The organism is Pseudomonas sp. JDS08PS003, assembly GCF_045013505.1.
GTDB lineage: Bacteria > Pseudomonadota > Gammaproteobacteria > Pseudomonadales > Pseudomonadaceae > Aquipseudomonas > Aquipseudomonas protegens_B.
Genome location: NZ_CP120724.1, coordinates 2,702,787 through 2,728,105 on the forward strand (window position 1 = coordinate 2,702,787; position 25,319 = coordinate 2,728,105).

Here is a 25,319-nt window from a genome sequence, read left to right on the forward strand (position 1 = left end):
GGCTTCTGGAGCGCAGCATGAACTACCTGATTTCCCTGGCGGCCGGCCTGCTGGTCGGACTGCTCTACGGCGCCTTGCAGGTGCGCTCCCCGGCCCCTCCGGCCATCGCCCTGGTGGGCCTGCTGGGCATGCTCGGCGGCGAACAGCTGTGGCCCCTGGGGCGGCAGTTGTTCAGCAACTGGTTGTCCTGAACAGGCCTTTTCTTGCTGATCCCCATTCTTTGGAACCGACGATGAAAGCACTGCAATTTTCCAAGACAGGCGACCTCGCTGCCCTGCGCGTGGTGGAGGTCCCGACCCCGGTCCCCGGCGCCGATCAGGTGCGGGTGCGGATCAAGGCCGCAGGCCTCAACCCCAGTGACGTGAAGAACGTCCTCGGGCGCTTTCCCTACACCACGCTGCCACGGATTCCCGGCCGGGATTTCGCCGGAGTCGTGGAGCAGGGGCCGGCCGAGCTGCTGGGCCTTGAAGTCTGGGGCACCGGCCGGGAATTGGGCTTTTTCGCCGACGGCAGCCATGCCCAATACGTGGTCCTGTCGGCCAGGGGCGTGGCCCTAAAGCCCAGGGTCTTGAGCTTTGCCCAGGCCGCCAGCCTCGGCGTGCCTTACACCACAGCCTGGGATGCCCTGGAGCGCAGTGGCGTGGTGGCGGGTACGCGTTTGCTGGTGATTGGCGGCGGTGCAGTGGCCACTGCGGCGCTGGCCCTGGGCAAGGTGCGCGGCGCTCGGGTGCTGGCGGCGGCGCGACGTCCGGAGCAGGTCCGGATGCTGCAGGTCCAGGGTTATCCGAGCCTGCAACTGGCACAGCCCGAGGCCCTGGCGGCTCAGGTTGCGGAACATTACGCCGATGGCGCTGACGTGATCTTCGACACCACTGGCTTCTGGCTGCCGGCGGCGGTGCCGGCCTTGGCCACCTTCGGCCGCATCGCCATCATTGCCGCGCCGGTGGACGGGCATGTGCAACTGCCGGCCCTGGGCTTGTACCGCAAGGGCGGCTCGGTGGTGGGGATCAACTCGCTGCTGTACGGCGTCGAGGCGTGCGCGGCGATGCTGGAGCAGTTCGGCCGCTATTTCGATGAGGGTTTGCTGCCCTTGCCGGAAGGCTTGTACGAATCGCCGCTGGAGCAGGGGCTGGAGCGCTATGCCGAAGTGAACCAGGGGCGCAGCGAAAAAGTCATCCTCATCCCCTGAAATCCCACGATGCACCTGCGCCCCGGTAGGAGCTGGCTTGCCAGCGAAGAGGCCCCTGAGACCGCCTTCGCCGGCAAGCCGGCTCCTACGGGTTATAGGTTGGGGGATCAGGCTTCGGGGACGCCTTTTTCCCATGTCGACCAGTGGGTGAGGATGTCCTGTACCAGGGGGTTGCCGGCCCGGTACAGGTTCTCCAGGGCCGGGACAAAGCCGCCCTGGTCGGCGTACTTGAGCAGGTTGTCGACTTCGCTGGCCCCCGGTGCCGGGCGGTCGAAGTCGGAACCGGCGCGCAGCACCGCCAGCCGCTGGATGTCCACCAGGCCCTCACGGCTGGCCCGCAGCAAGGCTTCGTAGGTGGAGTTGTCTTCCTGTTGGGTGGTGCAATAGGTGCCTTTATTGTCAGTCAGCAGTCGGGTCCAGACTTCGGCCCGTTCGCTCAGGCGAGTGCCGGAGAACCAGGTGTTGCCCGCCAGGGTGTCGCAGCGGGTCACCACGGGTGGCTGGTTGGCTGGGGCCTTGGGGTATTTCAGGCGCCAGGCCGCCGACTCCTGGCTCTCGCTCAAGCTCACCTTGTGGCTCAGGGCGAAGGCCTTGGCCTGGAGCTTGGGGTTCAGCTCGAAGACTTCGGTCTTGTAGTCCAGGGGCGGTTTTTCGTTCGGGCTCTTGGTGTTGATCCCCAGGTAACCGGTGGGCCAGTCCTTGGGCGCATCCCGGGAATCGAGTTCCCACTGGGTGCCGAACTCCACCAGGTAATGAGCCCAGGCCGCGGTGCCGATGGTGCCCTGGTGCGGGCTGATGCCGGCGATTCCGGCAATCAGGAAATAGCTTTTGCGCAGGTCGAACTTCGGCGACAGGGCCAGCGCCAGGGTTGACGCCGCGGCATTGGTCTGGCCCATGCCGGTGGTCAACAGGCACACGTCCCGGTCATTGCAGCGAATGCTCGGATACTCCGCCGCCAGCCCCGGCACGCGAATCTCGCGCTTGAGCTCCAGGCGCTCGATCCAGTGCTGCGCTTCCGGCGCGAACATGCTGATCAGCACCACCTTGGGCTTGATCGGTGCCTCACCGGCCCAGGCGCTGCTGGCGAGCGCAACACTCAAGCCCAGTCCCCACGAAACCTTTTGAATCCCACGCATACAACCTCCATGACTGCCGTTAGCCGGCGCTAATCCTGCCTGATCCAGATGGCAATTCATCGACTGCCCCTGACTTGCCGCTTGTAGCTTGCCGCTTGCAACTGCTTCTAGAACTGATAACCGACCCCGGCGTAATAGCCCCAGCCATTGGAGCGGGCACGGAACTCGCCGTCGCCGAAATTCAGCACGCTACCGTCTTCCCAGTTGCCGCCGTTGTGGAAGTAGCGGCCCACCAGGGTGAAGCGCAGGTGAGTGAAGGCGTACAGCAACACGTTGGTAGCCACTGTGGCGTTGGCGGTGCGGGCCGGATTGTCCTGGTGCAGGTCGGAGCCGAAATCGAAATTGGTGAAGCCGATGTAGGTCAGCGAGGCGCCGTTGCTGAAGGTGTCGATGGGCACGATGTATTTCAGCTGGGCGCGGTAGCCGTCCCAGGAATATTCATTGCTGGCACCGTAGTTTTCCCACTGGTAGCGCCCGTAGAAGTTGGCCGAGAGGTTGACCCGCGAATGAGTGTCGATGTCGGTGCCCAGGCCGCTGTAAAGGGTGTTGGCGCGGTTGGCGGTGCGGCTGCCGTGGTCGTAGATCCAGTCGAAGGCCACGTACCACTCCTTGAACGGGCCGATGGCCAGGCTGCGGCCGGCCAGGTAGTCGATGGAGATTCGCGGTTCGTGCTCCATGAACAGCGGCGAACCGTGATCCCAGATGCCCTTGTCGTGGCTGTTGCCGATGTCGAGGATCTTCGGCAGGTCGATGTAGCCGTACAGTTCGAAGGGGCCCTTGCGCCCGAAGTATTCGTATTCCAGGTAGATGTCGTCTGCCGGACGCGGGCCGAAGCTGATGTCCTTGCTGCCGATCAGCATCAGGTCCTGGTTGTACCAGTCCGAGAGGTAGGCCCCGGGCTTGGCCGGTTGTACGTCGTTGCTGAGGCTTTCGCCCTGGGCCGATTCGTCCGGCGGGGGCGATTGGGCCAGCGCGGCGCTGCTGAGTAGACCCGTAACGCCGGCCAGCCCAAGGGAAACAGCCCATCGGCGGCGGGAAACGAAGCGTGGGAAGCGGTTGTGCATGGAAAGTCCCTGTTCTTGCGGTGTGAAGTCCCTGATGTCTGCTCGCGCGCATGGCGGTGGCGAACACCCACAAAATTGCAACTCGCAAACGTTTGCACATGGCGTACCAACTTGAAATAGGCAGTTGAAAAACAATTGGAAACGCCTCGGAAGCTGGCTCTGGGGTCAAAAAATGCCCGGGCAGGGGGCGGTGCGCGCGAAAGCGGGGCACTGCTAAAGTCCGGGGCTGGATTTTCTGCGGAGCTCGACCATGGCGTTGCATCAACTCTTGCTGGAATTGGAAACCCGCCTGCAGCAGGCCGAGGTGCGTGGCGATCGCCAGGCGCTGGACGCCTTGCTGGCCGATGATTTTCTCGAATTCGGCGCCAGTGGTGGGCGTTGGGACAAGGCGCAGGTGCTGGAAAGCCTGCCGCAGCAAGTGTTTATCGAGCGCCGGATCAGTGAGTTTTCGCTGCAGCCGCTGGCGGTCGATCTGGTTCAGGTCACCTACCTGTGCCATAACGCCGCAGTGGGCGAGCGCCCGGCCAGCAGCGCCTGGCGCAGCTCGCTGTGGCGCTGCCGTGAGGGCCATTGGCAGATGCTGTTCCATCAGGGTACGCCCCGGCCCGGTGCCTGACCCCCTCTGCTAGAATCCGCCGTCCTGAACTTGACGAGGTGTCCCATGAGCGAACCGATTCGCCTGACCCAGTACAGCCACGGAGCCGGCTGCGGCTGCAAGATTTCGCCCCAGGTACTGGAGGTGATCCTGGCCGGCAGCGGGGCGCAGAACCTCGATCCCAAGCTGTGGGTCGGCAATGCCTCGCGCGATGACGCGGCGGTCTATGCCATCGACAGCGAGCGCGGTGTGGTCTCCACCACCGACTTCTTCATGCCCATCGTCGACGATCCTTTCGATTTCGGTCGCATTGCTGCCACCAACGCCATCAGCGATATCTACGCCATGGGTGGCGACCCGCTGATGGCCATTGCCATTCTCGGCTGGCCGGTGAATGTGCTGGCCCCGGAAATCGCCCGGGAAGTGATCCGTGGCGGGCGCGCCGTGTGCGACGCGGCGGGCATTCCCCTGGCGGGCGGCCACTCCATCGACGCCCCTGAGCCGATCTTCGGCCTGGCGGTGACCGGGCTGGTGGAAAAGCGCTTCATGAAGCGCAACGACACCGCCACGGCCGGTTGCCTGCTGTACCTGACCAAGCCCCTGGGGATCGGCGTGCTCACCACCGCCGAGAAAAAGGGCAAGCTGCGCAGCGCCGACATCGGCCTGGCCCGAGACTGGATGTGCACCTTGAACAAGCCCGGCAGCCGTTTCGGCAAGCTCGAAGGGGTGACCGCGATGACCGACGTCACCGGTTTCGGCCTGCTCGGGCACCTGGTGGAAATGGCCGACGGCAGTGGCCTCAGCGCAAAGATTCACTACGACCGGGTGCCCCGCCTGCCAGGCGTCGAGTACTACCTGGACCAGGGCTGCGTGCCCGGCGGCACCTTGCGCAACTACAGCAGCTACGCCGAGAAAATCGGCCGGGTTCAGGAGTTGCACAAACGGGTGCTCTGCGACCCACAGACCAGCGGTGGCCTGCTGGTGGCGGTGACGCCTGAAGGCAATGCCGAGTTCCTCGCCCTGGCGGCAGAACTGGGTCTGCAGCTGGCGCCTATCGGCGAGCTGGTAGAGCGACAGAGTCACGCGGTCGAGGTGTTCTGATGCCTTTTGACTGCACCGATTACCGTGAGATTTTCCTCCGCGACCGGCCGATGATGGACACCCGGGCGCCGATCGAATTCACCAAGGGCGCCTTTCCCGGGGTGCTCAACCTGCCACTGATGACCGACCAGGAACGCCAGCGGGTCGGCACCTGCTACAAGCAGCAGGGCCAACAGGCGGCGATTGTCCTGGGCCATCAGTTGGTGTCCGGCGACATCAAGCAACAGCGCATCCAGGCCTGGGCCGAGTTTGTCCGTGCCCACCCCGACGGCCTGCTGTACTGCTTCCGTGGCGGCCTGCGCTCGCAGATCGTCCAGCAATGGCTCAAGGACGAAGCGGGCATCGACTACCCGCGGGTCGGCGGCGGCTACAAGGCCATGCGTACCTTTCTTCTGGACACCACCGAGCAGGCTCTGCAGCAGTGCGAATTCGTCCTGCTGGGGGGCATGACCGGCACCGGCAAGACCGAAGTGCTGGGCTTGCTGGACAACGCCCTGGACCTGGAAGGCCACGCCAACCACCGCGGCTCCAGCTTTGGCCGGCGCGCCACCGGGCAGCCAAGCAACATCGACTTCGAAAACCGCCTGGCGGTGGACCTGCTGAAAAAGCGCGAGCGCGGCGTGCAGGGTTTTGTCCTGGAAGACGAGAACCGCATGATCGGCAGCTGCGCCTTGCCGTTGCCGCTGTACCAGAGCATGCAGGGCTTGCCCATGGTCTGGCTGGAGGACCGCCTCGACAGCCGAGTGCAGCGCATCCTTGAGGATTACGTGGTCAACCTGTGCGCCGAGTTCATCGAGGTGCATGGCGAGGCGGGCTTTGCGCTGTTTGCCGAGAGTCTGCTGGAGAGCCTGAACAAGATCCACAAGCGCCTGGGGGGCGAGCGTCACCGTCGCCTGTTGCTGCTGATGGAAGCGGCCCTGGCCGAACAGGCCCGTAGCGGCGATGTGGAACTGCATCGGGGGTGGATCGAAGGCTTGCTGGGCGAGTACTACGACCCGATGTACGCCTACCAGCGCGAGAGCAAGGGCGCGCGGATCGAGTTCAGCGGCGACCACGGCGCCGTGCTCGATTACCTGCGCCAGCGCTCACCGCGCTGACCCGTTCGCCGGCAAGCCGGCTCCTACATGGGCAGCTCCCACCAACCGTAGGAGCTGGCTTGCCAGCGAAGGGGCCCGCGAGATCGCCTTCGCCGGTAAGCCGGCTCCTACATGGGCAGCTCCCCACCGACCGTAGGAGCTGGCTTGCCAGCGAAAGGGCCCTCCAGCCCTACAACAACGCCGCGCCAATCAACCCGCAGACAATCCCCACCAGCATGGTCAGCACGGCCACGGTCACCAGTACCCGGGCATCGAAGTCTTTGCGCAGCATCAGCAGTGACGGCAGGCTGATGCTTGGCAGGGTCATCAGCAGCGCCACCGCCGGCCCGGTGCCCAGGCCCAGGGTCATCATGGTCTGGACGATGGGAATCTCTGCCGCCGTAGGGATCACGAACAAGGTCCCGGCAATCGCCAGCGGTACCAGCCACCACAGGCTGTCGCCCATGGCGCCGTCGATATGCGGGAACAGCCAGACCCGCGCTGCGCCCAGCACCAGCACCGCCAGCACGTAGATCGGAATGGTGCTCCAGAACAGTTGCCACAAGGTTTTGCCCCAGCGGCTGAGGAACGGCTGATCGTTCACCGTGCTGGCTTCCACCACCGCATCCACTGCGGCCTCGGGTAGTTGCTCGGGGCCGGCGACCCGTTGCGCCACCAGGGACACGCCCAGCACCAGGACAATGCCCGCCACCAGGCGCAGGGCGGAAAAGCCCCAGCCCAGGACAAAGCCCATGAACACCAGGGTGGCCGGGTTGAGCACCGGGTTGGCGATCCAGAACGCCAGCGCCGCGCCCACCGAGACCTTCTGTCGGCGCAGGCCAGCAGCCACCGGGGCTGCGCAGCAGGAGCACATCATTCCCGGCAGGGCGAACAGCCCGCCGCGCAGGGTCGAGCCGAAGCCGGCGCGGCCGAACAGGCGCAGCAGCCAGTCCCGGGGAATCAGCACTTGCAGCAGCGAGCCGAGGATCACCGCCAGCACCGCGGCCTTCCAGATGGCCAGGAAGTACACCTGGGAATAGGCCAGGGCGGCGCTCCAGGGCGAACTTTGCTGATCGTTGAGGATCGACGCGCCGATGCTATGGCTGTCGGCGGCGACAAAGGCCTTGAGGTAGTAGGGCGACCATTTCACGTAATACAGGCCGATGGCGGCCACGAGTAGAAACAGCAGGGGTTTGCACCAGAACGCCCAGCCGCGGGTGGGCTGGGTGGGGGCGAGGTTGGACATTGAGGCAATTCCGCACAAAGACAATAGGCGCGAATTGTAGCCGCTGGCGCCGGTGCGCCGCGAACCGATAAGCCGGTCCTCGGTCGCTGCTACCGCTGCGCTCAGCTCGGGCAGTCTTGCTCGCCATTGTCCAGGCCCTGCTTGTAGCTCTGGCTGTGCAGGCTGGCCTTGCCGTTGTGCCAGGTCAGGGTCAGCACGTACAGCGAGTCGAAGTCGTTGGAGGCCCAATCCTCAGTGATCGGGCGCTTCTCGCCCACCGCTTCTTCGGCGACCTTGTTGATCAGCTCCGGCAGATAGCCGTGGGACCAGGCGGTGTAGATGATCGAGTTGTGGTAGCGGTCATGCAGCAGCTCATCCGCCAGGTCGCTGGTGTCATTGGCGGCGAAATCGATGTTCACCGGCAGGCCGAGCTTGATGGCGCTGGGGCTGATGGTCATCAAGGGGCGGATATAGCTGTAGGAGTTGTCCAGCTCGCCTTCCTCGACATTGCGTGTCGGGTCGGCGGCGAACACGTACTGCGCCTTACCGAACTTTTCCGGTAGCAGCGAGGCCAGGTCGATGGCCCGGTTCAGCCCCTGGCAGTTGAGCTGGCCCAGGCCGCCGGCGGGTTTCTCGGCATGGCGCAGGAACACCAGGGTCTGAGTGCCGTCCGCCGGTTGTGCACGACTGACGCTGGACTCCAGGGACAGGCACAGGGCGCTACCCAGCAACAAGGTCGGTAGCAGCAGGTAGGCGCGGTTCTTGAAGCGGCGGAGCAGGGGCATGGCGGGATTCTTCAGCGCAAGGGGTGGAGGCTGACAAACCTGTGTATTCCCTGTCATCACGGCCGGTGAAGGCAGTGCTTCTGAGTCCCTGGACGGCGTTTGGTTCGATGAGGCGTCAGACTAACCGCGGTATGTTGCCGATTTAAGAAAACCCGGCGGATAATCGCCGACCGTTGCCTTGTGTGGCGCCCCCCTTTGACTGTCATTGGAAGCCTGTCATGACCGATCTTTCCGCTTTTGCCGTTACCCAGAAATGGCCTGCGCAGTTTCCCGAATGGATTCAACTGTATTCCCTGCCGACTCCCAACGGGGTCAAGGTCTCGATCATGCTCGAAGAGATCGGCCTGCCTTATGAAGCGCACCGGGTCAGCTTCGAGACCCAGGATCAGATGACCCCTGAGTTCCTCAGCGTCAGCCCGAACAACAAGATCCCGGCGATTCTCGATCCCCATGGTCCTGGCGATCAGCCTTTGGCGTTGTTCGAATCGGGGGCGATCCTGATCTACCTGGCGGACAAGAGCGGGCAACTGCTGGCTCAGGAATCGGCTGCCCGTTATGAAACCATCCAGTGGTTGATGTTCCAGATGGGGGGCATCGGGCCGATGTTCGGGCAGGTGGGGTTCTTCAACAAATTTGCCGGCAAGGAATACGAGGACAAGCGGCCGCTGGAGCGTTACGTGAACGAGGCCAAGCGTTTGCTGGGGGTGCTGGACAAACACCTGCAGGGGCGGGAGTGGATCATGGGCGAGCGCTATACCATTGCCGATATTGCGACCTTTCCGTGGATTCGGAATTTGATCGGGTTTTATGAGGCGGGTGAGTTGGTGGGGATTGATAGCTTCCCTGAGGTGCAGCGGGTGCTGGCGAAATTCCTGGCGCGGCCGGCGGTGGTGAGGGGGTTGGAGATTCCCAAGGTTGTTTGAGGTGTTTTTTTAGGGGGTAGGGGACATATCCAGTGTTGTGGTGATGGCGGTTGGTGGTTTCGCCCTTACGGCGATGGGGGGCGGGGTGCATATCCGTTGCTGCGGTTATGGCCGCTGGTGGTTTCGCCCTTACGGCGATGGAGGGGGGGTACATATCCGTTGCTGCGGTTATGGCCACTTAGGGTTTCGCCCTTACGGCGACTCACTTTTTTCAAACGCCAAAAAAGTAAGCAAAAACGCTTGCCCCTCCATGGGCCCCTCGCTGGGGCTCGGGGTGCCCTCTCTCCGGCATTGCTCCGGGGGCCCGCCGCCAACCGGCCATCCATGGCCGGGTGGCGGCTAGCTCGGCATCCTTGCCGAGCTGCCCCCTACGCAACGCCTACGCTCGGCCGGCTGGGAAGGGGCCTGAAGATCAAGATCAAGATCAAAAGCCAGAGCCAAGCGCGTTTACGCGCTGTCCGTAGGAGCCGGCTTGCCGGCGAAGAGGCCCGTAAGTCATGCAGCGCCTGGGCGGACGCCTTCGCTGGCAAGCCAGCTCCTACAGAAACGCACCCACCCTTAGCTTCAGGCCGGCCGCAAGGCCGCCGTCGCGCTCTTGATTTTGATCTTGATCTGAGCGCCCCGTTAACCACGATGGCCGAACGCAGGCATTGAGCCGTGGGTAACCCGGCAGGATGCCGGGTTAGCCGCCACCCGGCCATGGATGGCCGGTGGCGGCGGCCCACGGATCAATGCCGGAGTGAGGGCATGCCGAGCCTAGGCGAGGCACCGAGTGGAGGGGCAAGAGCCTTTGGTTACTTTGGGCTCCTTCCAAAGTGACTCGCCGTAAGGGCGAAACCCTAAGTGGCCGTTACCGCAGGAATGGATATGTACCCAAACCCCGCTCGCCAGCAGCCACACCCGCAGGAATGGATATGTCCCCACCCCCCGAACCCGAAGCAGCCCCACCCGCAGCACCGGATATATACCCCACCCCGAACCCATTACAATCACCAACCGCCCCCTCACAGGCCCCCCCAATGCCCGCCCTGAACTTCAAACAAGTCGACGTCTTCAGCACCACCCCGCTCAAAGGCAACCCCCTGGCCGTGGTGTTCAACGCCGACAACCTCAGCGACGAACGCATGGCCGCTTTCGCCACCTGGACCAACCTCAGCGAAACCACCTTCCTCCTCAAACCCCGCAACCCGCGGGCCGACTATCGCCTGCGGATCTTCACCACCACTCAAGAGCTGCCTTTCGCCGGTCACCCGACCCTGGGCAGTTGCCACGCCTGGCTGGAATCCGGCGGCGTGCCTCAGGGCGAGGAGATCATCCAGGAGTGTGAAGTCGGTCTGGTGCGCATTCGCCGTCAGGACCATCAGCTGGCGTTTCTCGCGCCGCCGCTGCTCAAGTCCGGCCCGGTGGAGCCCGAGGTGCTGGAGCAGGTGCGCCAGGGGCTGGGCTTGGCGCTCGGGGACATCGTGCAGGCGCAGTGGGTCGACAACGGCGCCGGCTGGCTGGCGGTGATGCTCGCCGAACGCCAGCAGGTGCTGGACCTGCAACCCGACTACCCGGCGCTGATCGGTCTGGCGGTTGGGGTGATCGCGCCTTGTGATCCCCAGCGTGATGACAGCGACGCACAGTTCGAGGTCCGGGCCTTTATCGCCGGCGATGGCATGCCCGAGGACCCGGCCACCGGCAGCCTCAACGCCGGTATCGCCCAGTGGCTGCTGGGCGCCGGGCTGGCACCGTCGCGCTATCGGGTCAGCCAGGGCCTGAGCATGGGCCGCGCCGGCAGGATCGAGGTGCAGCAGTTGGGCGACGAAGTGTGGATCGGTGGGGCAGCGGTCACCTGTATCGAAGGCAAGCTGCACATCTGAACCGCGAGGCGGCGGGGTCGCTCGATTGCGGCGGATGGTCGCAGGCCGCTCCCGGCAATGTGCGCAGAGTGCCGGGATATGGGGCTTTGCCTGGATTGTTACCGAATAGACAAGGCTCTCTTGGGCGCCGCGGGTTTGTACCACGGCGGCTGCGGGCATAAGCTTTCAGCCTTTTTTCGCCATCGCTTGTGTTGTCCCGCGCTCAGCCTTAGGAAAAATCATGTCCAGTCAGTTCCCAGAAGCCCGTCCCCGTCGCCTGCGTCGCTCCGAACAACTGCGCAGCCTGTTCCAGGAAACCGAATTCACCCTCAATGACCTGGTGCTGCCGATTTTCGTCGAGGAGGAAATCGACGATTTCGTGCCGATCAAGAGCATGCCCGGGGTGATGCGCATTCCGGAATCCAGGCTGGCCGGGGAGATCGAGCGTTATGCCCGCGCCGGGATCAAGTCGGTGATGACCTTCGGCGTGTCTCACCACCTGGATTGCGATGGCAGCGATACCTGGAAGGAAAACGGCCTGGTGTCGCGCATGTCGCGTATCGCCAAGGACGCGGTGCCGGAGATGATCGTCATGTCCGATACCTGTTTCTGCGAATACACCGATCACGGCCACTGCGGCGTGATGCACGGTCATGAAGTGGACAATGACCAGACCCTGGCCAACCTCGGCAAGCAGGCCGTGGCCGCGGCCCGGGCCGGTGCCGACGTGATTGCGCCGTCGGCAGCCATGGACGGTCAGGTCCAGGCCATTCGCCGGGCCCTGGACGCTGCCGGTTTCACCCAGACGCCGATCATGGCCTATTCCACCAAGTTCGCTTCGGCGCTCTACGGTCCGTTCCGCGAGGCCGGTGGCAGCGCGCTCAAGGGTGATCGCAAGAGCTACCAGATGAACCCCATGAACCGTCGCGAGGCGGTACGTGAATCCCTGCTGGATGAGCAGGAAGGCGCCGATTCGCTGATGGTCAAACCCGCTGGAGCCTACCTCGACATCATCCGCGATATCCGCGAGGCCTCGCGCCTGCCGGTGGCGGCGTATCAGGTCAGCGGCGAGTACGCGATGATCAAGTTCGGCGCCCAGGCCGGGGCCATCGACGAGCAACGGGTGGTGCGCGAAAGCCTCGGTTCGATCAAGCGCGCCGGTGCCGACCTGATCTTCACCTACTTCGCCATGGACCTGGCCCTGGCCGGGATCTGATACCGGGCCACGGCCCTGCGCGATTCCACGGACGCCCTGGCGGCGTTCGTGGCTATTGCCAAGACTTCCACCTCTACATGACAATGCGATTCATTATCAAATATGAATCCTTATTGTCATGCCCGCCGACGACTTATCCCTGCGCTGTGCCGTCACCGATCTGTACACCCATCACCATGGCTGGCTGCAGGGTTGGCTGCGCAGGCGCCTGGGCAACACCTTCGATGCCGCCGACCTGGCCCAGGACACCTTCGTACGGGTGCTCAAAGCGCGCAATGCCTTGGAGATCCGCGAGCCGCGGCCCTACCTGTCGCGCATCGCCAATGGCCTGCTGATCGACCTGTTTCGCCGCCGCTCCCTGGAGCAGGCGTACCTGGAGGCCCTGGCCCTGGTGCCCGAGGGCGAGCATCCGTCGCCGGAGGAGCAGAACCTGATGCTCCAGGCACTGTTGGAAGTCGACCGTCTGCTGGACGGCCTGGGGGCCAGGGTCAAGCAGGCTTTCCTGCTGTCCCAGTGCGATGGCCTGACCTACGAGCAGATCGCCGAACGCCTGCAGATCTCGGTGCGCAGCGTCAATAACTACATGGCCAAGGCCATGGAGCATTGCTGCCTGATGCAGATGCGGATGCAACTCTCATGAGCTTCGCCAGCCTGCAACTGAGCGTGGGCGAGCGCCAGGCCATCAGCGGTGCGGCGCGCTGGTATGCGCAGTTGCGCTCCGGCACTGCCAGCGAACAGGAACAGGCGGCCTGGCGTGAATGGCTGGCCGCCGACCCGTTGCATCGCCAGGCCTGGGAACGCATGCAGCAACTGGGCGAGCAGATGTCGGCCCTGCCTGGCGGCCTGGCTGGCTCCACCTTGCGTGGGGCCGGGCGTTCGCGCCGCGAGCTGATGCGCAACCTGATGGTGCTGGCCTCGGCCGGCTCCCTCGGCTGGCTGGGCTGGCGCAGCGACAGTGCCCAGCAACTGCTGGCGGACTATCGGACCCAGGTCGGCGAGCGCCGTGAGGTGCGTCTGGCGGACGGCAGTGCATTGCTGCTCAATACCGACACCTCGGTGAATGTCGCTTTCGACGGTCAGCAGCGTCGACTGCAGTTGCTCTGGGGCGAGATGCTGGTGAGCACTGGCGTTGATGCGCTGCACAGGCCATTGCGGGTCATTACGCGCCACGGCGAGGTCCAGGCCCTGGGGTCGCGTTTCGTGTTGCGCAGCGACGAGCGCGAGGATCAGCTGGCGGTGCTGGAGCATGACGTGCAGGTCAGCCTGGGCAACGGGGCGCTGGTGCGCCGGGTCGAAGCCGGGCAGCAACTGGCCTTCAACACCCGGAGTTTCGCCGCGCTGCGGCCCAACGACGCTGCAGTAGGCGCCTGGCGCCAGGGCAGCATCATCGCCCTCGACCGACCCTTGGGCGAGCTGCTGGCGGACCTGTCGCGCTACCGCCGCGGCGTGGTGCAGTGCGATCCGCAGATTGCCGGGCTGAAAATCTCCGGGTCCTTTCCCATCGATGACACCGACCGCGCCCTGGCGGCGCTTGAGAGCGGTTTCTCGCTGCAGATCGAGCGCTACACCCGCTACTGGGTGCGGGTGTCCCACCGCCGCGTCGGCTGAAACGGCGCGGCTGAAAATAATTTTTCCGGTCTTTGCACTTTTGCCCATCCTGGTCCGGCTCATCCCCCAGTGGATTCATTTTCGAGAGCGGGGAAGGCAAAGCATGTCTGAAGTTCACAAGTCGAAGTTGGCCCAGGCCATCAAGATCGGGCTCTGGGGAGCACTGGCCGTGTATGGCGCAGCGCTGCTGCCGTTGACCGCGGTGGCGGCCAGCGAACAGACGGCGGTGCGCCGCTTCGATATCGCGGCGGGGGACCTCACCGAGGTCCTGAGCCGTTACGCCAGCGCCGCCGGGGCGGCGATCTCCTTCGATGCGCGACAGACAGCCGGCTTGCGTTCGGCGGGGCTCCAGGGGGATTACGGGGTGCAGGAAGGCTTTGCCCGGATCCTGGCCGGCAGCGGCTGGCAGGCCGAGCCGCAGAGCAACGGCAGCTATGTGCTGCGTCCCGCGCCCAAGGGCAATGGCACCCTGGAGTTGGGCACCACTCAGGTCCAGGGCCAGGAGCTGGGGGCCACCACCGAGTATTCCGGCTCCTACACCAGCGGTGCCGTGACCATCGGCAAGGGCCAGCACTCGCTGAAGGAAACCCCGCAGTCGGTGACCGTGATCACCCGCAAGATGCTCGATGACCAGAACCTCAACACCATCGACCAGGTGATGGAAAAGACCCCGGGCATCACCCTCTACGACTCGCCCATGGGCGGCAAGTATTTCTACTCCCGGGGCTTTCGCATGACCGGCCAGTACCAGTACGACGGCGTGCCGTTGGACATGGGCAGCAGCTACTTGCAGGCCGACAGCTTCAGCAGCGACATGGCCTTCTACGACCGGGTGGAGATCCTGCGCGGCGCTGCCGGCATGCTCAAGGGCGCAGGCGGTACCGCCGGTTCGGTGAACTTCGTGCGCAAGCGTGGCCAGGCCACGCCCCACACCGAGCTGAGCCTGTCGGCCGGCAGCTGGGACAACTACCGGGCCCAGGTGGACACCGGCGGGCCGTTGAACGACGCCGGGACCATCCGCGGCCGGGCGGTGGTGAGCCAACAGACCCGGCAGTACTTCTATGATCTGGGGGATCGCAAGGACCAGGTCTACTACGGCGCCCTGGACTTCGACCTCAGTGACGACACCACCCTGGGCCTGGGCATGGCCTATGAAGACGTCGATTCACGTCCTTGCTGGGGCGGCCTGCCGCGCTACAGCGATGGCAGCGACCTCAAGCTCGGCCGCTCTACCTGCCTGAACACTGCCTGGAACAATTCGCGCAGCAAGCGCGCGACCTATTTCGCCGACCTCAAGCAGCAGCTCAACGACGATTGGGCACTGAAGGTGGCCGGGGTCTACACCCGCAACACCCAGGACATCGAGTACGCCTTCCCCAGCGGTTCGGTGCCGGTGGGTGCCGGTCGCTCCAGCACCCTGATGCTGGGCAGCACCTATGACTACGACCAGGTGGACTACGGCTTCGATGCCTATGTCGACGGCCACTTCCAGGCCTTTGGCCAGGAGCACGAACTGACCTTCGGCGCCAACGCCAGCCGTTCGATCAAGGACGACTTCTATGCTGTGGCCGGCTTGCCGCAGCGGCAGAACGTGTTGGACCCCGATCACCACCTGCCCAAGCCCGATGACAGCTACTACGAAAGCAATTCCACCCGGGGCGGCCCCACTGATCTGCGGATCCAGCAGCAAGGGCTGTATTCCACTCTGCGCCTGAAGCTCGCCGACCCGCTGACTCTGGTCATGGGCAGCCGGGTCAGTTGGTACAAGTCGCAGAACGATTCCGTGGCCTACTGGCGCGATACCCGCACGCCCAGCAGTGCCCGTTCCAAGGAAACCGGCGAGGTCACGCCGTTCGCCGGGGTGCTGTACGACCTCAACGACAACCTCACGGCCTATGCCAGCTACTCCAGCATCTTCACCCCCCAGGGCAGCTATCGGACCCTGGATGGCGCCTCCCTCAAGCCGCTGGTGGGCAAGAGCTATGAGCTGGGGATCAAGGGCGAGTGGTTCGACGGCCGCCTGAACAGCGCCTTCAGTCTGTTCCGCACCATTCAGGAGGATGCGCAGCAGGACGACCCGGCCTGCCCGGACAGCACCTGCTCGCTGAACTCGGGCAAGGTCCGCGCTCAGGGCTTTGAAGCGGAACTCAGCGGTGAGGTGATCGAGCGCCTGCAACTGCTGGCCGGCTACACCTACACCCAGACCAAGACCCTGGAGGACGCCAACAGCGCCAACAACGGCTTGCCGTTCACCACCTACGTGCCGCGCCACCTGCTGCGGGTCTGGGGCGACTATCAGCTGGGAGGTGCGCTGGAGCGCTTCAATGTGGGTGCTGGGGTCAATGCGCAAAGCGATAACTACCGAGTCTCGCCCATCAGCGGCAATCACGTGCGCCAGGCCGGTTATGCGATCTGGAACGGCCGGATCGGCTATCGCATCGACGACACCTGGTCCCTGGCGCTGAACGGCAACAACCTGCTGGACAAGCGCTACTACACCACCATCGGCACCGAAGGCTTCGGCAACTTCTATGGTGATCCGCGCAACTTCACCCTGTCGGTCAAGGCCAACTTCTGAGGTCGGGTTGACGGTCGCGCCGGTGTTGGCCGTGCAGGGACCGGGCGCGGCCGCTTCAGGCCGTGGGCGGGTGGGCGTCGAGCAGGGCCATGAAGCGTTGCAATTGCGGCGACGGGTTGTCCCGGTGCCAGTTCATGTAGAGCCCGATGCTCGGCCTGGATTGCGTGCCGACGGCGCGTAGCGGGCGGTAGGCGACGCTGCCTTGCAGCGCCGTGTCGGCCATCGATTGCGGTACCAGGGCCACGCCGAAACCGCAGGCCACCAGACCCAGTAGGGTGTGGATGCGCTCCGCTTCTTGGGCCACCTTCGGGGTGAAGCCGGCTGCCGTGCACAGCGCCATCAGCTGGTTGTGGTAACCGCTGCCCAGGGCCTGGGGGGTGAACACGAAATCTTCAGTGGCCAGGTCCTGCAGGTCCACCTCGGATGCTCGGGCCTGGGGGTGGTCGTGGGGCAGGGCGATGACGATCGGTTCATCGAGGATCAGCCGCGAGACAATCTGCCCTGCGGGTAGCGGCAGGTCGCGCATGAAGGCGAGGTCGGTGTCGTCGTTGAGCAGGGCCTTTAGCTGCCCGGCCGATGGCATTTCCCGCAACGCCAGGCGCACCCCAGGCAGGGTCTGGCGAAAGCGTCGCAGGCTGGCGAGCAGCAGCGGGTAGCCGGCCAGTGACAGGCTGCTGATACGCAGGGTGCCGGCCAGCCCCTGGGCGACATCGCGCGCCTGTTGGATGCCTTGCTCCAGGGTTTCCAGGGTGCGTTGGGCGCTGTGCAGGAAGTCCGCCCCGGCCGGGGTCAGGGTTACGCCACGACGATTGCGCAGCAGCAGGCTGAAGCCGAGTTTTTCCTCCAGGCGGGCGATGGCCTGGCTCAGGGGCGGCTGGGCCATGTGCAGGCGCGCAGCGGCCTTGTGAAAGTGCAGCTCCTGGGCGACGACGATGAACTGGCGCAACAGGCGCGTCTCGATCATGGCGAATGCTCCTTGCTTGGGGGGGAACCGCTGGGACTGTAAACCTGGAGGTCCATGGTTTCACAGGTTTTTCTTTGATATTCAGAACCTCTCACAGGGTCTGGAATTTAGTATTAAGTCGTTGATTTTCATGCTGTTACTCTGAGATTGAAGCGGCCTGAGGCTTAAGCGGCCCGAGGTTCAAACAGGAGGAAAAGCGATGGATTTCAGCGGCAGGACGGCCATTGTCACCGGTGCCGGGCGTGGCCTGGGCCTGAGTTATGCCAGGGCCCTGGCCAGCCGTGGCGCCCAGGTGGTGATCAGTGATTGCGGGAGCGACGGCACGGGCCTGGGGATGGATGAAAGCGTCGCCCATGAGGCGGTGCGGGTCTTGCGGGCCAGCGGCGCCAGGGCGGTGGCCGACACCAGTGACCTGAGCACCGAAGCCGGGTGCCGGGGGCTGGTGCAGTGCGCCGTGGCGGCCTTTGGCGGCCTGGATATCCTGATTCACAATGCCGGCTGGGTCGGCTACCAGGCGCTGGAGGAGCTCGACGCCGAGTTTCTCCAGCGCATGCTGGGGATCAATCTGCATGCGCCGATCTGGCTGGCCAAGCACGCCTGGCCCTTTCTCCGGCAATCCACGGCACCCCGGCTGTTGCTGACCACTTCCGACCGCGCCCTGTATGCGGAATATGCACAGCCCGGGCTGTTGGCCTATTGCGCGGGCAAGATGGCCCAGGTGGGCATCATGAATGCGCTGAGCCAGGAAGGCGCGGAGCACGGGATTCGGGTCAACGCGGTGTCGCCGGTGGCCAAGACCCGCATGTGGGGCGTCAGCGACGAGCCGCTCGAACTCAAGCCGGACTGGGTGACGCCGGGGGTGATGTTTCTGGTCAGCGAGGGGTGCCAGGACAGCGGCTATATCCTGCGGGCCAGCAACGGCCAGTTCAGCGCCTGGCGCCCGCAAGAGGCGCCCGGGGTGGATTATCCCCGGGACCTGAAGCGGGTGCGGGCGGCCACGCCGGAGCAGTTCGCCCAGCGCTGGACGCAGATCAGGCTGCCTTTCACCGGGGCTTGAGAGGCGCTGTGCCGCTCTGCGGGGAGAGCTCGCGCTCGCGGAAGTAGCGCTCCAGTAGCCGCGGGTCGCCAGAGCGGTCCGCCAGGGCCACGTAGGTATCCGGGCGCAGCAGGTAGAAGGCATTGCGCGCCAGCCCTGCTGCTGCATGGGCCGGGCGCCAGTCGAAAATCCGCAAAGGCACCCGGTGCGCGCTGCACCAGTCCCGCAGGGCATCGCTGGTGGTGCCATAGACATGCACCTGCCAGCCCAGGTATTCCAGGCTGTCGAAGTTGTCATGCTCGCCGTCCCTGACCCAGGGCAGGCGATCGCCACCGTGCACCGGGCCGACGCCGCCGGCACTCAGGGGCATGCCCCGATAGTTCAGGGTGATCTGCGACACGGTGCGAAAGAGAAATTCCCGGGCACTGTCGAAGGCGGCGATCTTCGGCAGCAACAAGGGTGCCAGGCGGGTGCGCACCAGATAGGCGATCGGGCCGTCGGCGGTAGCGAAGCTGAACACCCGGTCGGTGGTGGCCACCAGGCGCCGGGCGAATTCCATGCGTTCTATCTCATAGCTGTCCAGCAGGCTTTCGGCGCTGTTGCCCTTGAGTACCGCCGCCAGCTTCCAGGCCAGGTTGATGGCGTCGCCGATCCCGGTGTTCATGCCCTGGCCACCGGCGGGGCTATGGACGTGGGCGGCGTCCCCCAGGAGAAACACCCGCCCCAGGCGAAACTGCTCGGCCACCCGGTGATGCACCTTGTAGGTGGAGAACCAGTTGACTCGGGTGACGTTGACCTTGAGCTGATGCATGGCGCGCTGGCTGACGTCTTCGAAACGCAGGTTTTCCGGGTGCTCGGCGCGCTCGTCACGCACGGTGCCGATCAGTCGTGCACGGCCGCTGTGAGCCAGGGGAAACACTGCGAGAAAGTCGGCGTCGTCCAGGTCCACGTGCAATTGGCCGTCGATGCTCGGGCCGTCGGCCTCGACATCGGCGACGTAGAACACCTGCTGGTAGGTGCCGCCGGGAAAGCCGCTGCCCAGGGTCTTGCGCACCGTGGAGCGGGCACCGTCGCAGCCGGCCAGATAGAAGGCCTGGCAGTGTTCCTCGCGGCCGTCGGGGCCGCGCAGGCGGGCGTTGATCAGGTTGCCGTGATCGGTGAAGGCCAGCAGCTCGGTGTCGCGCTCGACGCTGACGCCCAGCAGGTCCAGGCGTTCGATCAGCAGTTGCTCGTGCTCGTCCTGGGGAAAGATCTGCAGGAAGGGGTAGGGGGTCAGGTCTTCGCCGATGGCGTTGAACGGCAGTTGCGCGGCCCGTTCGCCCTTGACCCAGAGGTTCACCGCCGGCACATGGTGGCCGCGCTCGACGATGGCCCGGGTCAGGTCCAGCTGGCGATACAGCTCAAGGGTCCGGGCCTGGACCGCCAGGGCCCGGGAGGTGGTGCCCGGCCCCAGGGTCTTGTCGATGATCCGCACCTTGATCCCCTGCTGGCGCAACCAGAGCGCCAGCACCAGGCCGGTGGGGCCGGCGCCGATGATCAGTACGTCGCTGCAGTTCATGTGTTTGCCCTCGGTAAGAGATCAACGTCATGCATCTGGCTGCGGGCGGCGCCTGCCGCGCAATCAACGCTGGGCGAAGGCCAGGTTCAGGCCCAGTCCCGCGAAGCTCGCGGCAAAGCTGCGGCGCAACCAGCTCTGGACCTTGGGCGACTCGATCACCGCGGTGCGGAACAGATTGGCCAGCAGGCCATAGAGCACGAACACGAAGAAGGTCATGGCCATGAACACGCCGCTCAGGAGCAGCATCTGCGGGATCGGGTCGCTGCCGTCATGGGCGATGAACTGGGGCAGGAAGGCCAGGAAGAAGATGGTCAGCTTGGGGTTGAGGATATTCAGCAGGCAGGCCTTGAGCATCAGCGCGCTGGCGCCGTGGCTGACCGCGTTGCTGTCCACAGCAAAGGCCGAGCGATCACGCCAAGTGGCATAGGCCAGGTACAGCAGATAGGCGACTCCGGCGAACTTCAGGCCCTGGAAGGCCAGGGCGCTGGTGTGCAGGATCGCCGACAGACCGAGGATCGAGGCCAGCAGGTGGGGGACGATCCCGGCGGTGCAGCCGATGGCGGTGAACAGGCTCGCGCGCTTGCCGGCCACCAGGGCGGTGGAAATGGTCAGAATCACGCCGCTGCCGGGAATCAGCACGACAATCAGGCTGGTGAGCAGAAAATCCAGGGTCAGCATCCGGGTATCACTCCATGGCGGGGCAAGCATCGAGCCTGATTCAGGGTTGGGTGCTCACCGAGATCGGGGTCATCAAAGTACACCTTGAGGGCGCCGATCAGTAGAGGGATTTTAGCCCGGCTTGAAGAAAGCCCAAGCCTGAGTGGAACAGCCCCGTTCATCTCCGGTCGAAAGCGGCGTGCCGATGCTTTACTGCACTTGACCCTGTCCCGCGCACTGTGGAGAACCATGACTTCCTACCGTCTTATCAGCAGTCTGCTTGGCCTGTTGCTGCTGGCCGGTTGTGCCAGCCAGCGCGGCCCCCAGGCGCCGGCGCTGACCCCGGACCAGGCTCAGGCGCGCATCCTGCGCCTGCTGCCGTCCCAGGTGAGCGACCGCCAGGGCTGGGCCCGGGATATCCAGGTGGCCTTCAGCGCCCAGGATCTTGAGCCGAGCCAGAGCAACCTGTGCGCGGTGCTGGCGGTGACCGAGCAGGAGTCCACCTTCCAGGTCGATCCGACAGTGCCGGGCCTGGGGCGCATTGCCCGGGAGGAAATCGACCGCCGCGCGGCCAAGGTGCATGTGCCGGCGCTGCTGGTGAGTGCCGCCCTGCAGGTGCGCGGCGCGGACGGCCAGTCCTACAGTCAGCGTCTGGCCAAGGCTCGCAGTGAGAAGGAGCTCAGTGCGATCTTCGATGACTTCATCGGCATGGTGCCCTTGGGCAGGACCCTGTTTGGCGGCTTCAACCCGGTGCATACCGGCGGGCCGATGCAGGTCAGCATCGAGTTCGCCCAGCAACAGGCCCGGGGGTATCCGTACCCGGTGCAGGACTCGATCCGCCATGAAGTCTTCAGTCGTCGTGGCGGTATGTACTTCGGCATCGCCCACCTTTTGGGCTATCCGGTGGACTACCCGCAGCCGCTGTATCGTTTCGCCGACTTCAATGCCGGCTGGTATGCCAGCCGCAATGCGGCGTTCCAGAGTGCGGTCAGCCGGCTCAGCGGGATCAAGCTGGCCCTGGATGGCGACCTCATCCGCTATGACTCGCTCCTGCCTGGCAGCACCGAACTGGCGGTGCGTACCCTGGGCAAACAATTGGGGCTGCGCAACCCGCAGATTCGCGCCCAGCTGGAAAAGGGCGACAGCCAGGCCTTTGCCCAGACCGAGCTGTACCGCCAGGTGTTTGCCCTGGCCGATCGTGGAGCGGGCCGGCCGGTGCCTCGCCAACAGTTGCCGGGCATCGAACTCAAGAGCCCGAAGATCACCCGGCAGTTGACCACCGCCTGGTTCGCCAAGCGCGTGGACGAACGCTACCAGCGCTGCCTGCAAAAGCCGCTGTAGAACGGCTCAGGCGTTGTCGACGCGGGCTTCACGCGATGTGCGGGCTAACCAGTAGGAACTGGCATGCCAACGAAGACGTCCTTGAGAGCGCAGCAGGATTCGCTGGCCTCTTCGCCGGCCAGCCGGCTCCTACGGGGCTTTACGCGATGTGTAGGTTAACCGTAGGAGCTGGCTTGCCAGCGAAGGCGTCCTTGAGGGCGCTGCAGGACCCAGGGGCCAGTCGGTTCCTGCCCCGAATGCCGGATGATTGGGCCGCTTGTCAGACGCTTGAGCGGCGTGGCAGGATGCGCCATGAATTTTTTCCGTCTCGTCTCCCGCACTCATCACCATCGACCTCATTCCCGGGGCCGTGGTCGCTTGTGCGCGTCGAGCCGTCAGTTATCGAGAGAACGCGATCACTGACCGTCGATGAAAAAAACCAAGGCGCCCCGCAAGGCGCCTTTTTTATTGCCTGTCAAAAACCAAGAGGAAACACCCATGACCATGCTCCGTGGCACCCGCATCATCACTGGCCCGCAAGCCGCCGCCCTGCGCACCCTGGAAGGATGCTTCCGGAGCTGGCTTCATCGAAGCGGGCGCTGAAGAAGTCATAGTCCCGGCGCTGTGGGGCCAGGACACCTTTATTGAAAAGGCCGGAGGCAGCGAAGTCATCGGCCAGATGTGGGCCTTCAACGACAAGGCCGGCCGTCCGTGCTGCCTGATTCCGGAAGCCACTGCACTGTTCCAGGAAACCGCCCGCGAGCTGTTGGCGGGACGGGAGCAGGCGATCTTTTTCTACGTTGCTCGCTGTTATCGCTATGAACGGCCGCAAGCCGGGCGGTATCGAGAATTCACCCAGTTGGGTCTGGAGATATTGGGGCCCGAACCCTTGCAGGCGCTGGAGCGCGCGCGGGAACTGTGCGTCGGCTTTCTGGATGCCCTGGGCCTGGAGTACGAGCTCAACCTTGGGGTCAAGCGCGGCTTGACCTACTACCTCAATGGCGAAGGTTTCGAGGTGCGTTGCCCGCAGTTGGGCGCGCAACAGCAAGTGGTGGGTGCCGGCGCCTACCGCGAAGGTGCCGGATTCGGCATCGGCCTGGAGCGCCTGCAACTGGCGCTGCAACTCCAGCCGTAGGCGCTGGCTGGCCAGCGAAGGCGTCCTTGAGAGCGCTGCAGGATTTGCGGGCCTCTTCGCCGGCGAGCCGGCTCCTACTGGGCTTTACGCGATGTGTAGGCTAACCGTAGGAGCTGGCTGGCCAGCGAAGGCGTCCTTGAGAGCGCTGCAGGATTCGCGGGCCTCTTCGCCGGCGAGCCGGCTCCTACTGGGCTTTACGCGATGTGTAGGCTAACCGTAGGAGCTGGCTTGCCAGCGAAGGCGCCCTTGAGAGCGCAGCAGAACTCAGGGGCGACGACGCACGAACTTGCGCCACAGCCAGACCCACAGCAGCGCCAGCGGGAAGGCCAGGATCAAGAAGGGCAGGGCCTGGCTGCCTTTCTCCAGGGCTGCGGCAGTGCCGTCGGCCAGGTTGTCCGGCAGGTTGCTGAAGGCGCGCTTGAGGTTCGAGCCGCGTTCGGTGCCGTTGCTGGGCAGGAAGTTCAAGGTCAGGCGGTTGGTGTCCAGGCGACGCTGTTGTCCGGCAGCCGCCTGGGCCAACGCCTGCAGGTCGTTCTCGATTCCCGCTTGCTCCTTGCTCAGGGCGATCAGGTCGCTGACGCTGATGTCCTTGCGCGCCGCCAGTTCATCCAGGCGCTGTTGCTGGGCCTTGAGTCGCTGTTGCTGGCGTTGTACATCGGCCACGGCGTCGGCCAGGTCTTCGGCGCTGGTGATGCGCTCACCCAGTTCCGCTCCCTGTGATGCCTGCTGGACAATGGGTTCGACCCCCTCCGGAACGATTCGCAGCACCACCCGGGCGCGGTACGGGCCTTGCTCCAGGAGCAAGATGTTGCAGGCGCCGAACTGGGCTTTTTCGCAGGCTTCACGGGTTTGTGTCAGGTGCGGACCGATTTGCTCGGCAGGCAGGGACAGGGTCAGTTCGTGCTCGTAGGCCAGCAGGGCGCCGGCCTTGCCCTGGGCACCACCGAGGGCCACCGCAGAGCTGTTGTGATCACTGGGAGAGCAGGCGCTGAGGGCCAGGGCGCCCAGCAGGGCAAAGGCCAGTCGGCGTGGGATGGAAGGGTGATCGTCCTGATGTTGCATGGGGGCTCCTTGAGTACTTGAAACTGCGACTATGGCGCAGGCGCGCATCTTAGCGTCCTTCTCGGGATGGCTACGATCTTGTTGTGGTTCATGAAAGCCAAATACCGCCCAGGCACTTCGTTTCGCCAGATCGCTCGCAGCGATGCGGCCGTTCGTGATCGGGCTAGGCGCATCGTCACCCAGCCGATGAGGCTGGCCCACAACTGTCGAACACAGCCAACAAGGTCGTCATCCCTGTCTAGGGCTAGACTGTAATGACGATCGCCTTAATAAGAAATTAATTAGCAAATTACGTATAAAAATTATTGCTACACGATAATTTAATTTGTATTGTCTGCGCCTCAATCATTCATGAGGCAAGCCGATGTCCCTTAACCCTCTCGCTCAATTTAGCCAGCGTATGGCTGTTCTAACGCTGGTGTTCATTACGTGCATGCTGGTTTTCAATGCCGCGCTGTGGATCTTTCCGATACTGGGGTCAAGCGATGGATTGGGAGTCGGATTTTCACTAAGCGGAGTGATGCTCAACCAGCTTGCTGTAAAAATTGAAACGCTTGCATGGTGGCAAGTGGTAGGGGCGATTCTGGTCTCCAGTGTGCCTTTGGTCGCCTTGGCCAGTGGCTTGAATCACCTTCGTCGCCTGTTTCAGGGATATGCCCGTGGCGAGTACTTTTCCAGTAGCGCTGCGGTTCACTTGGGGAAAGTGGGGCGCGGGGTCGTGCTCTGGGTGGTTTCAGGCTTTATATGTACGCCGCTACTGAGCATTCTGGTCACCCTGCATGCGCCGCCCGGCGAGCATATTTTTACTGTCAGCTTCACGCCTGCCGATTTCGTCGCGCTTTTCCTTGCCGGATGCATTGCTGTGATCGCCCGGATTTTGCTGCGGGCGAGTGAAGTCGACTCTGAAAATCAAACTTTTGTATAAGGTCACTTCATGACAATCATTATTGAGTTGGACGTGATGCTGGCGAAACGCAAGGTGAAGTCAAAAGACCTTGCGGCAGCGATTGGCATCAACGAACAAAATCTGTCCTTGTTGAAGCAAGGCAAGGTCAAGGGGGTGCGCCTCAGTACGCTAGAAGCGATTTGTCGCCATTTGAGTTGCCAGCCTGGTGACCTGCTGGTGTATCAACCGCAACCCTACGTGTTGACCGATTCTGTTTAGCCGCCTCATTGCGAGCTGCTGGTTGGAGGGCTCTGGAGGCTGGCGTTGGTAACTACCCATCGGACTACCTTTTTCAAGGAAAACA

General features: G+C 64.1%; 24 protein-coding genes. 16 read left to right on the forward strand and 8 right to left on the reverse strand.

The window, feature by feature from the left end:
* Positions 1–17: 17 nt before the first annotated feature.
* Positions 18–191, forward strand: coding sequence for a DUF1427 family protein (locus P7C00_RS12430; RefSeq protein ID WP_346636422.1), 174 nt, complete (start codon positions 18–20; stop codon positions 189–191).
* A 41-nt stretch (positions 192–232) separates the two neighbouring features.
* Positions 233–1,189: a zinc-binding alcohol dehydrogenase family protein gene (locus P7C00_RS12435; RefSeq protein ID WP_404939226.1), complete on the forward strand. Its 957-nt coding sequence runs from the start codon at positions 233–235 to the stop codon at positions 1,187–1,189.
* 107 nt (positions 1,190–1,296) lie between these two features.
* Here the strand turns inward: P7C00_RS12435 and P7C00_RS12440 are convergent, their stop codons facing one another.
* Both P7C00_RS12440 and P7C00_RS12445 read right to left on the reverse strand, forming a co-directional pair.
* Positions 1,297–2,325, reverse strand: coding sequence for a purine-nucleoside phosphorylase (locus P7C00_RS12440; RefSeq protein WP_404939228.1), 1,029 nt, complete (start codon positions 2,323–2,325; stop codon positions 1,297–1,299).
* 107 nt (positions 2,326–2,432) lie between these two features.
* Positions 2,433–3,389, reverse strand: coding sequence for a nucleoside-specific channel-forming protein Tsx (locus P7C00_RS12445; protein ID WP_346636425.1), 957 nt, complete (start codon positions 3,387–3,389; stop codon positions 2,433–2,435).
* A 250-nt stretch (positions 3,390–3,639) separates the two neighbouring features.
* Here P7C00_RS12445 and P7C00_RS12450 point away from each other — a divergent pair, with 250 nt between their 5' ends.
* From P7C00_RS12450 to mnmH, 3 genes are read left to right on the forward strand one after another with little or no spacing between them, the layout of a single operon-like run.
* Entirely contained in the window at positions 3,640–4,005 is a 366-nt protein-coding gene (locus P7C00_RS12450; RefSeq protein WP_404939230.1) for a DUF4440 domain-containing protein, read from the forward strand.
* Positions 4,006–4,050: 45 nt separating this feature from the next.
* Positions 4,051–5,085, forward strand: a complete 1,035-nt coding sequence (gene selD / locus P7C00_RS12455; RefSeq protein ID WP_404939232.1) for a selenide, water dikinase SelD — start codon at positions 4,051–4,053, stop codon at positions 5,083–5,085.
* A complete protein-coding gene (mnmH, locus tag P7C00_RS12460; RefSeq protein ID WP_404939234.1) occupies positions 5,085–6,182 on the forward strand; it encodes a tRNA 2-selenouridine(34) synthase MnmH in 1,098 nt (365 codons plus the stop codon). Before selD ends, mnmH begins: the two co-directional genes overlap by 1 nt.
* Before the next feature lie 169 nt (positions 6,183–6,351).
* Here mnmH and P7C00_RS12465 read toward each other — a convergent pair whose 3' ends face one another.
* Together P7C00_RS12465 and P7C00_RS12470 are read right to left on the reverse strand one after the other, a co-directional pair.
* Positions 6,352–7,407 carry a permease gene (locus tag P7C00_RS12465; RefSeq protein ID WP_404939236.1) on the reverse strand — a complete coding sequence of 352 codons (1,056 nt, stop codon included), beginning with the start codon at positions 7,405–7,407 and terminating at the stop codon, positions 6,352–6,354.
* A 101-nt stretch (positions 7,408–7,508) separates the two neighbouring features.
* Entirely contained in the window at positions 7,509–8,171 is a 663-nt protein-coding gene (locus P7C00_RS12470) for a histidine phosphatase family protein (protein ID WP_404939238.1), read from the reverse strand.
* Positions 8,172–8,389: 218 nt separating this feature from the next.
* Between P7C00_RS12470 and P7C00_RS12475 the strand changes: the two genes are divergently transcribed.
* The 6 genes from P7C00_RS12475 to P7C00_RS12500 all read left to right on the forward strand — a co-directional run bounded on the left by P7C00_RS12475 (position 8,390) and on the right by P7C00_RS12500 (position 16,337).
* Positions 8,390–9,094: a glutathione binding-like protein gene (locus tag P7C00_RS12475; RefSeq protein ID WP_346636431.1), complete on the forward strand. Its 705-nt coding sequence runs from the start codon at positions 8,390–8,392 to the stop codon at positions 9,092–9,094.
* Between the two features lie 1,019 nt (positions 9,095–10,113).
* Positions 10,114–10,956 carry a PhzF family phenazine biosynthesis protein gene (locus tag P7C00_RS12480; protein WP_346636346.1) on the forward strand — a complete coding sequence of 281 codons (843 nt, stop codon included), beginning with the start codon at positions 10,114–10,116 and terminating at the stop codon, positions 10,954–10,956.
* A gap of 220 nt (positions 10,957–11,176) precedes the next feature.
* Positions 11,177–12,151: a porphobilinogen synthase gene (gene hemB, locus P7C00_RS12485; protein ID WP_346636347.1), complete on the forward strand. Its 975-nt coding sequence runs from the start codon at positions 11,177–11,179 to the stop codon at positions 12,149–12,151.
* Positions 12,152–12,269: 118 nt separating this feature from the next.
* Positions 12,270–12,791 (forward strand): sigma-70 family RNA polymerase sigma factor, encoded by a 522-nt coding sequence (locus P7C00_RS12490; RefSeq protein ID WP_346636348.1) that lies wholly within the window; start codon positions 12,270–12,272, stop codon positions 12,789–12,791.
* Entirely contained in the window at positions 12,788–13,759 is a 972-nt protein-coding gene (locus P7C00_RS12495) for a FecR domain-containing protein (RefSeq protein WP_346636349.1), read from the forward strand. Before P7C00_RS12490 ends, P7C00_RS12495 begins: the two co-directional genes overlap by 4 nt.
* A 103-nt stretch (positions 13,760–13,862) precedes the next feature.
* A complete protein-coding gene (locus tag P7C00_RS12500) occupies positions 13,863–16,337 on the forward strand; it encodes a TonB-dependent siderophore receptor (protein ID WP_404939240.1) in 2,475 nt (824 codons plus the stop codon).
* A 55-nt stretch (positions 16,338–16,392) separates the two neighbouring features.
* On the opposite strand, the gene P7C00_RS12505 is transcribed toward P7C00_RS12500, so the two are convergent.
* Positions 16,393–17,301 carry a LysR family transcriptional regulator gene (locus P7C00_RS12505; protein WP_404939242.1) on the reverse strand — a complete coding sequence of 303 codons (909 nt, stop codon included), beginning with the start codon at positions 17,299–17,301 and terminating at the stop codon, positions 16,393–16,395.
* Positions 17,302–17,500: 199 nt separating this feature from the next.
* Here P7C00_RS12505 and P7C00_RS12510 point away from each other — a divergent pair, with 199 nt between their 5' ends.
* On the forward strand, positions 17,501–18,358 hold the full coding sequence (locus tag P7C00_RS12510) for an SDR family NAD(P)-dependent oxidoreductase (RefSeq protein WP_404939244.1): 858 nt from the start codon (positions 17,501–17,503) through the stop codon (positions 18,356–18,358).
* Here the strand turns inward: P7C00_RS12510 and P7C00_RS12515 are convergent.
* Positions 18,345–19,895, reverse strand: a complete 1,551-nt coding sequence (locus tag P7C00_RS12515; protein WP_404939246.1) for an FAD-dependent oxidoreductase — start codon at positions 19,893–19,895, stop codon at positions 18,345–18,347. The genes P7C00_RS12510 and P7C00_RS12515 overlap by 14 nt on opposite strands.
* 63 nt (positions 19,896–19,958) lie before the next feature.
* Positions 19,959–20,573, reverse strand: coding sequence for a LysE family translocator (locus tag P7C00_RS12520; RefSeq protein ID WP_346636354.1), 615 nt, complete (start codon positions 20,571–20,573; stop codon positions 19,959–19,961).
* 228 nt (positions 20,574–20,801) lie between these two features.
* Here P7C00_RS12520 and P7C00_RS12525 point away from each other — a divergent pair, with 228 nt between their 5' ends.
* Both P7C00_RS12525 and P7C00_RS12530 read left to right on the forward strand, forming a co-directional pair.
* Positions 20,802–21,893: a DUF1615 domain-containing protein gene (locus tag P7C00_RS12525; protein WP_404939248.1), complete on the forward strand. Its 1,092-nt coding sequence runs from the start codon at positions 20,802–20,804 to the stop codon at positions 21,891–21,893.
* A 490-nt stretch (positions 21,894–22,383) separates the two neighbouring features.
* Complete coding sequence (locus tag P7C00_RS12530; protein WP_346636356.1) at positions 22,384–23,007, forward strand: ATP phosphoribosyltransferase regulatory subunit; 624 nt, start codon at positions 22,384–22,386, stop codon at positions 23,005–23,007.
* Between the two features lie 264 nt (positions 23,008–23,271).
* Here the strand turns inward: P7C00_RS12530 and P7C00_RS12535 are convergent, their stop codons facing one another.
* On the reverse strand, positions 23,272–24,069 hold the full coding sequence (locus P7C00_RS12535; protein ID WP_346636357.1) for a DUF4349 domain-containing protein: 798 nt from the start codon (positions 24,067–24,069) through the stop codon (positions 23,272–23,274).
* Positions 24,070–24,433: 364 nt separating this feature from the next.
* On the opposite strand from P7C00_RS12535, the gene P7C00_RS12540 reads away from it, so the two are divergent.
* Positions 24,434–24,994 (forward strand): DUF2975 domain-containing protein, encoded by a 561-nt coding sequence (locus P7C00_RS12540; protein WP_346636358.1) that lies wholly within the window; start codon positions 24,434–24,436, stop codon positions 24,992–24,994.
* Between the two features lie 9 nt (positions 24,995–25,003).
* Entirely contained in the window at positions 25,004–25,234 is a 231-nt protein-coding gene (locus P7C00_RS12545) for a helix-turn-helix transcriptional regulator (RefSeq protein ID WP_123725008.1), read from the forward strand.
* The last annotated feature ends 85 nt before the right edge of the window (positions 25,235–25,319 follow it).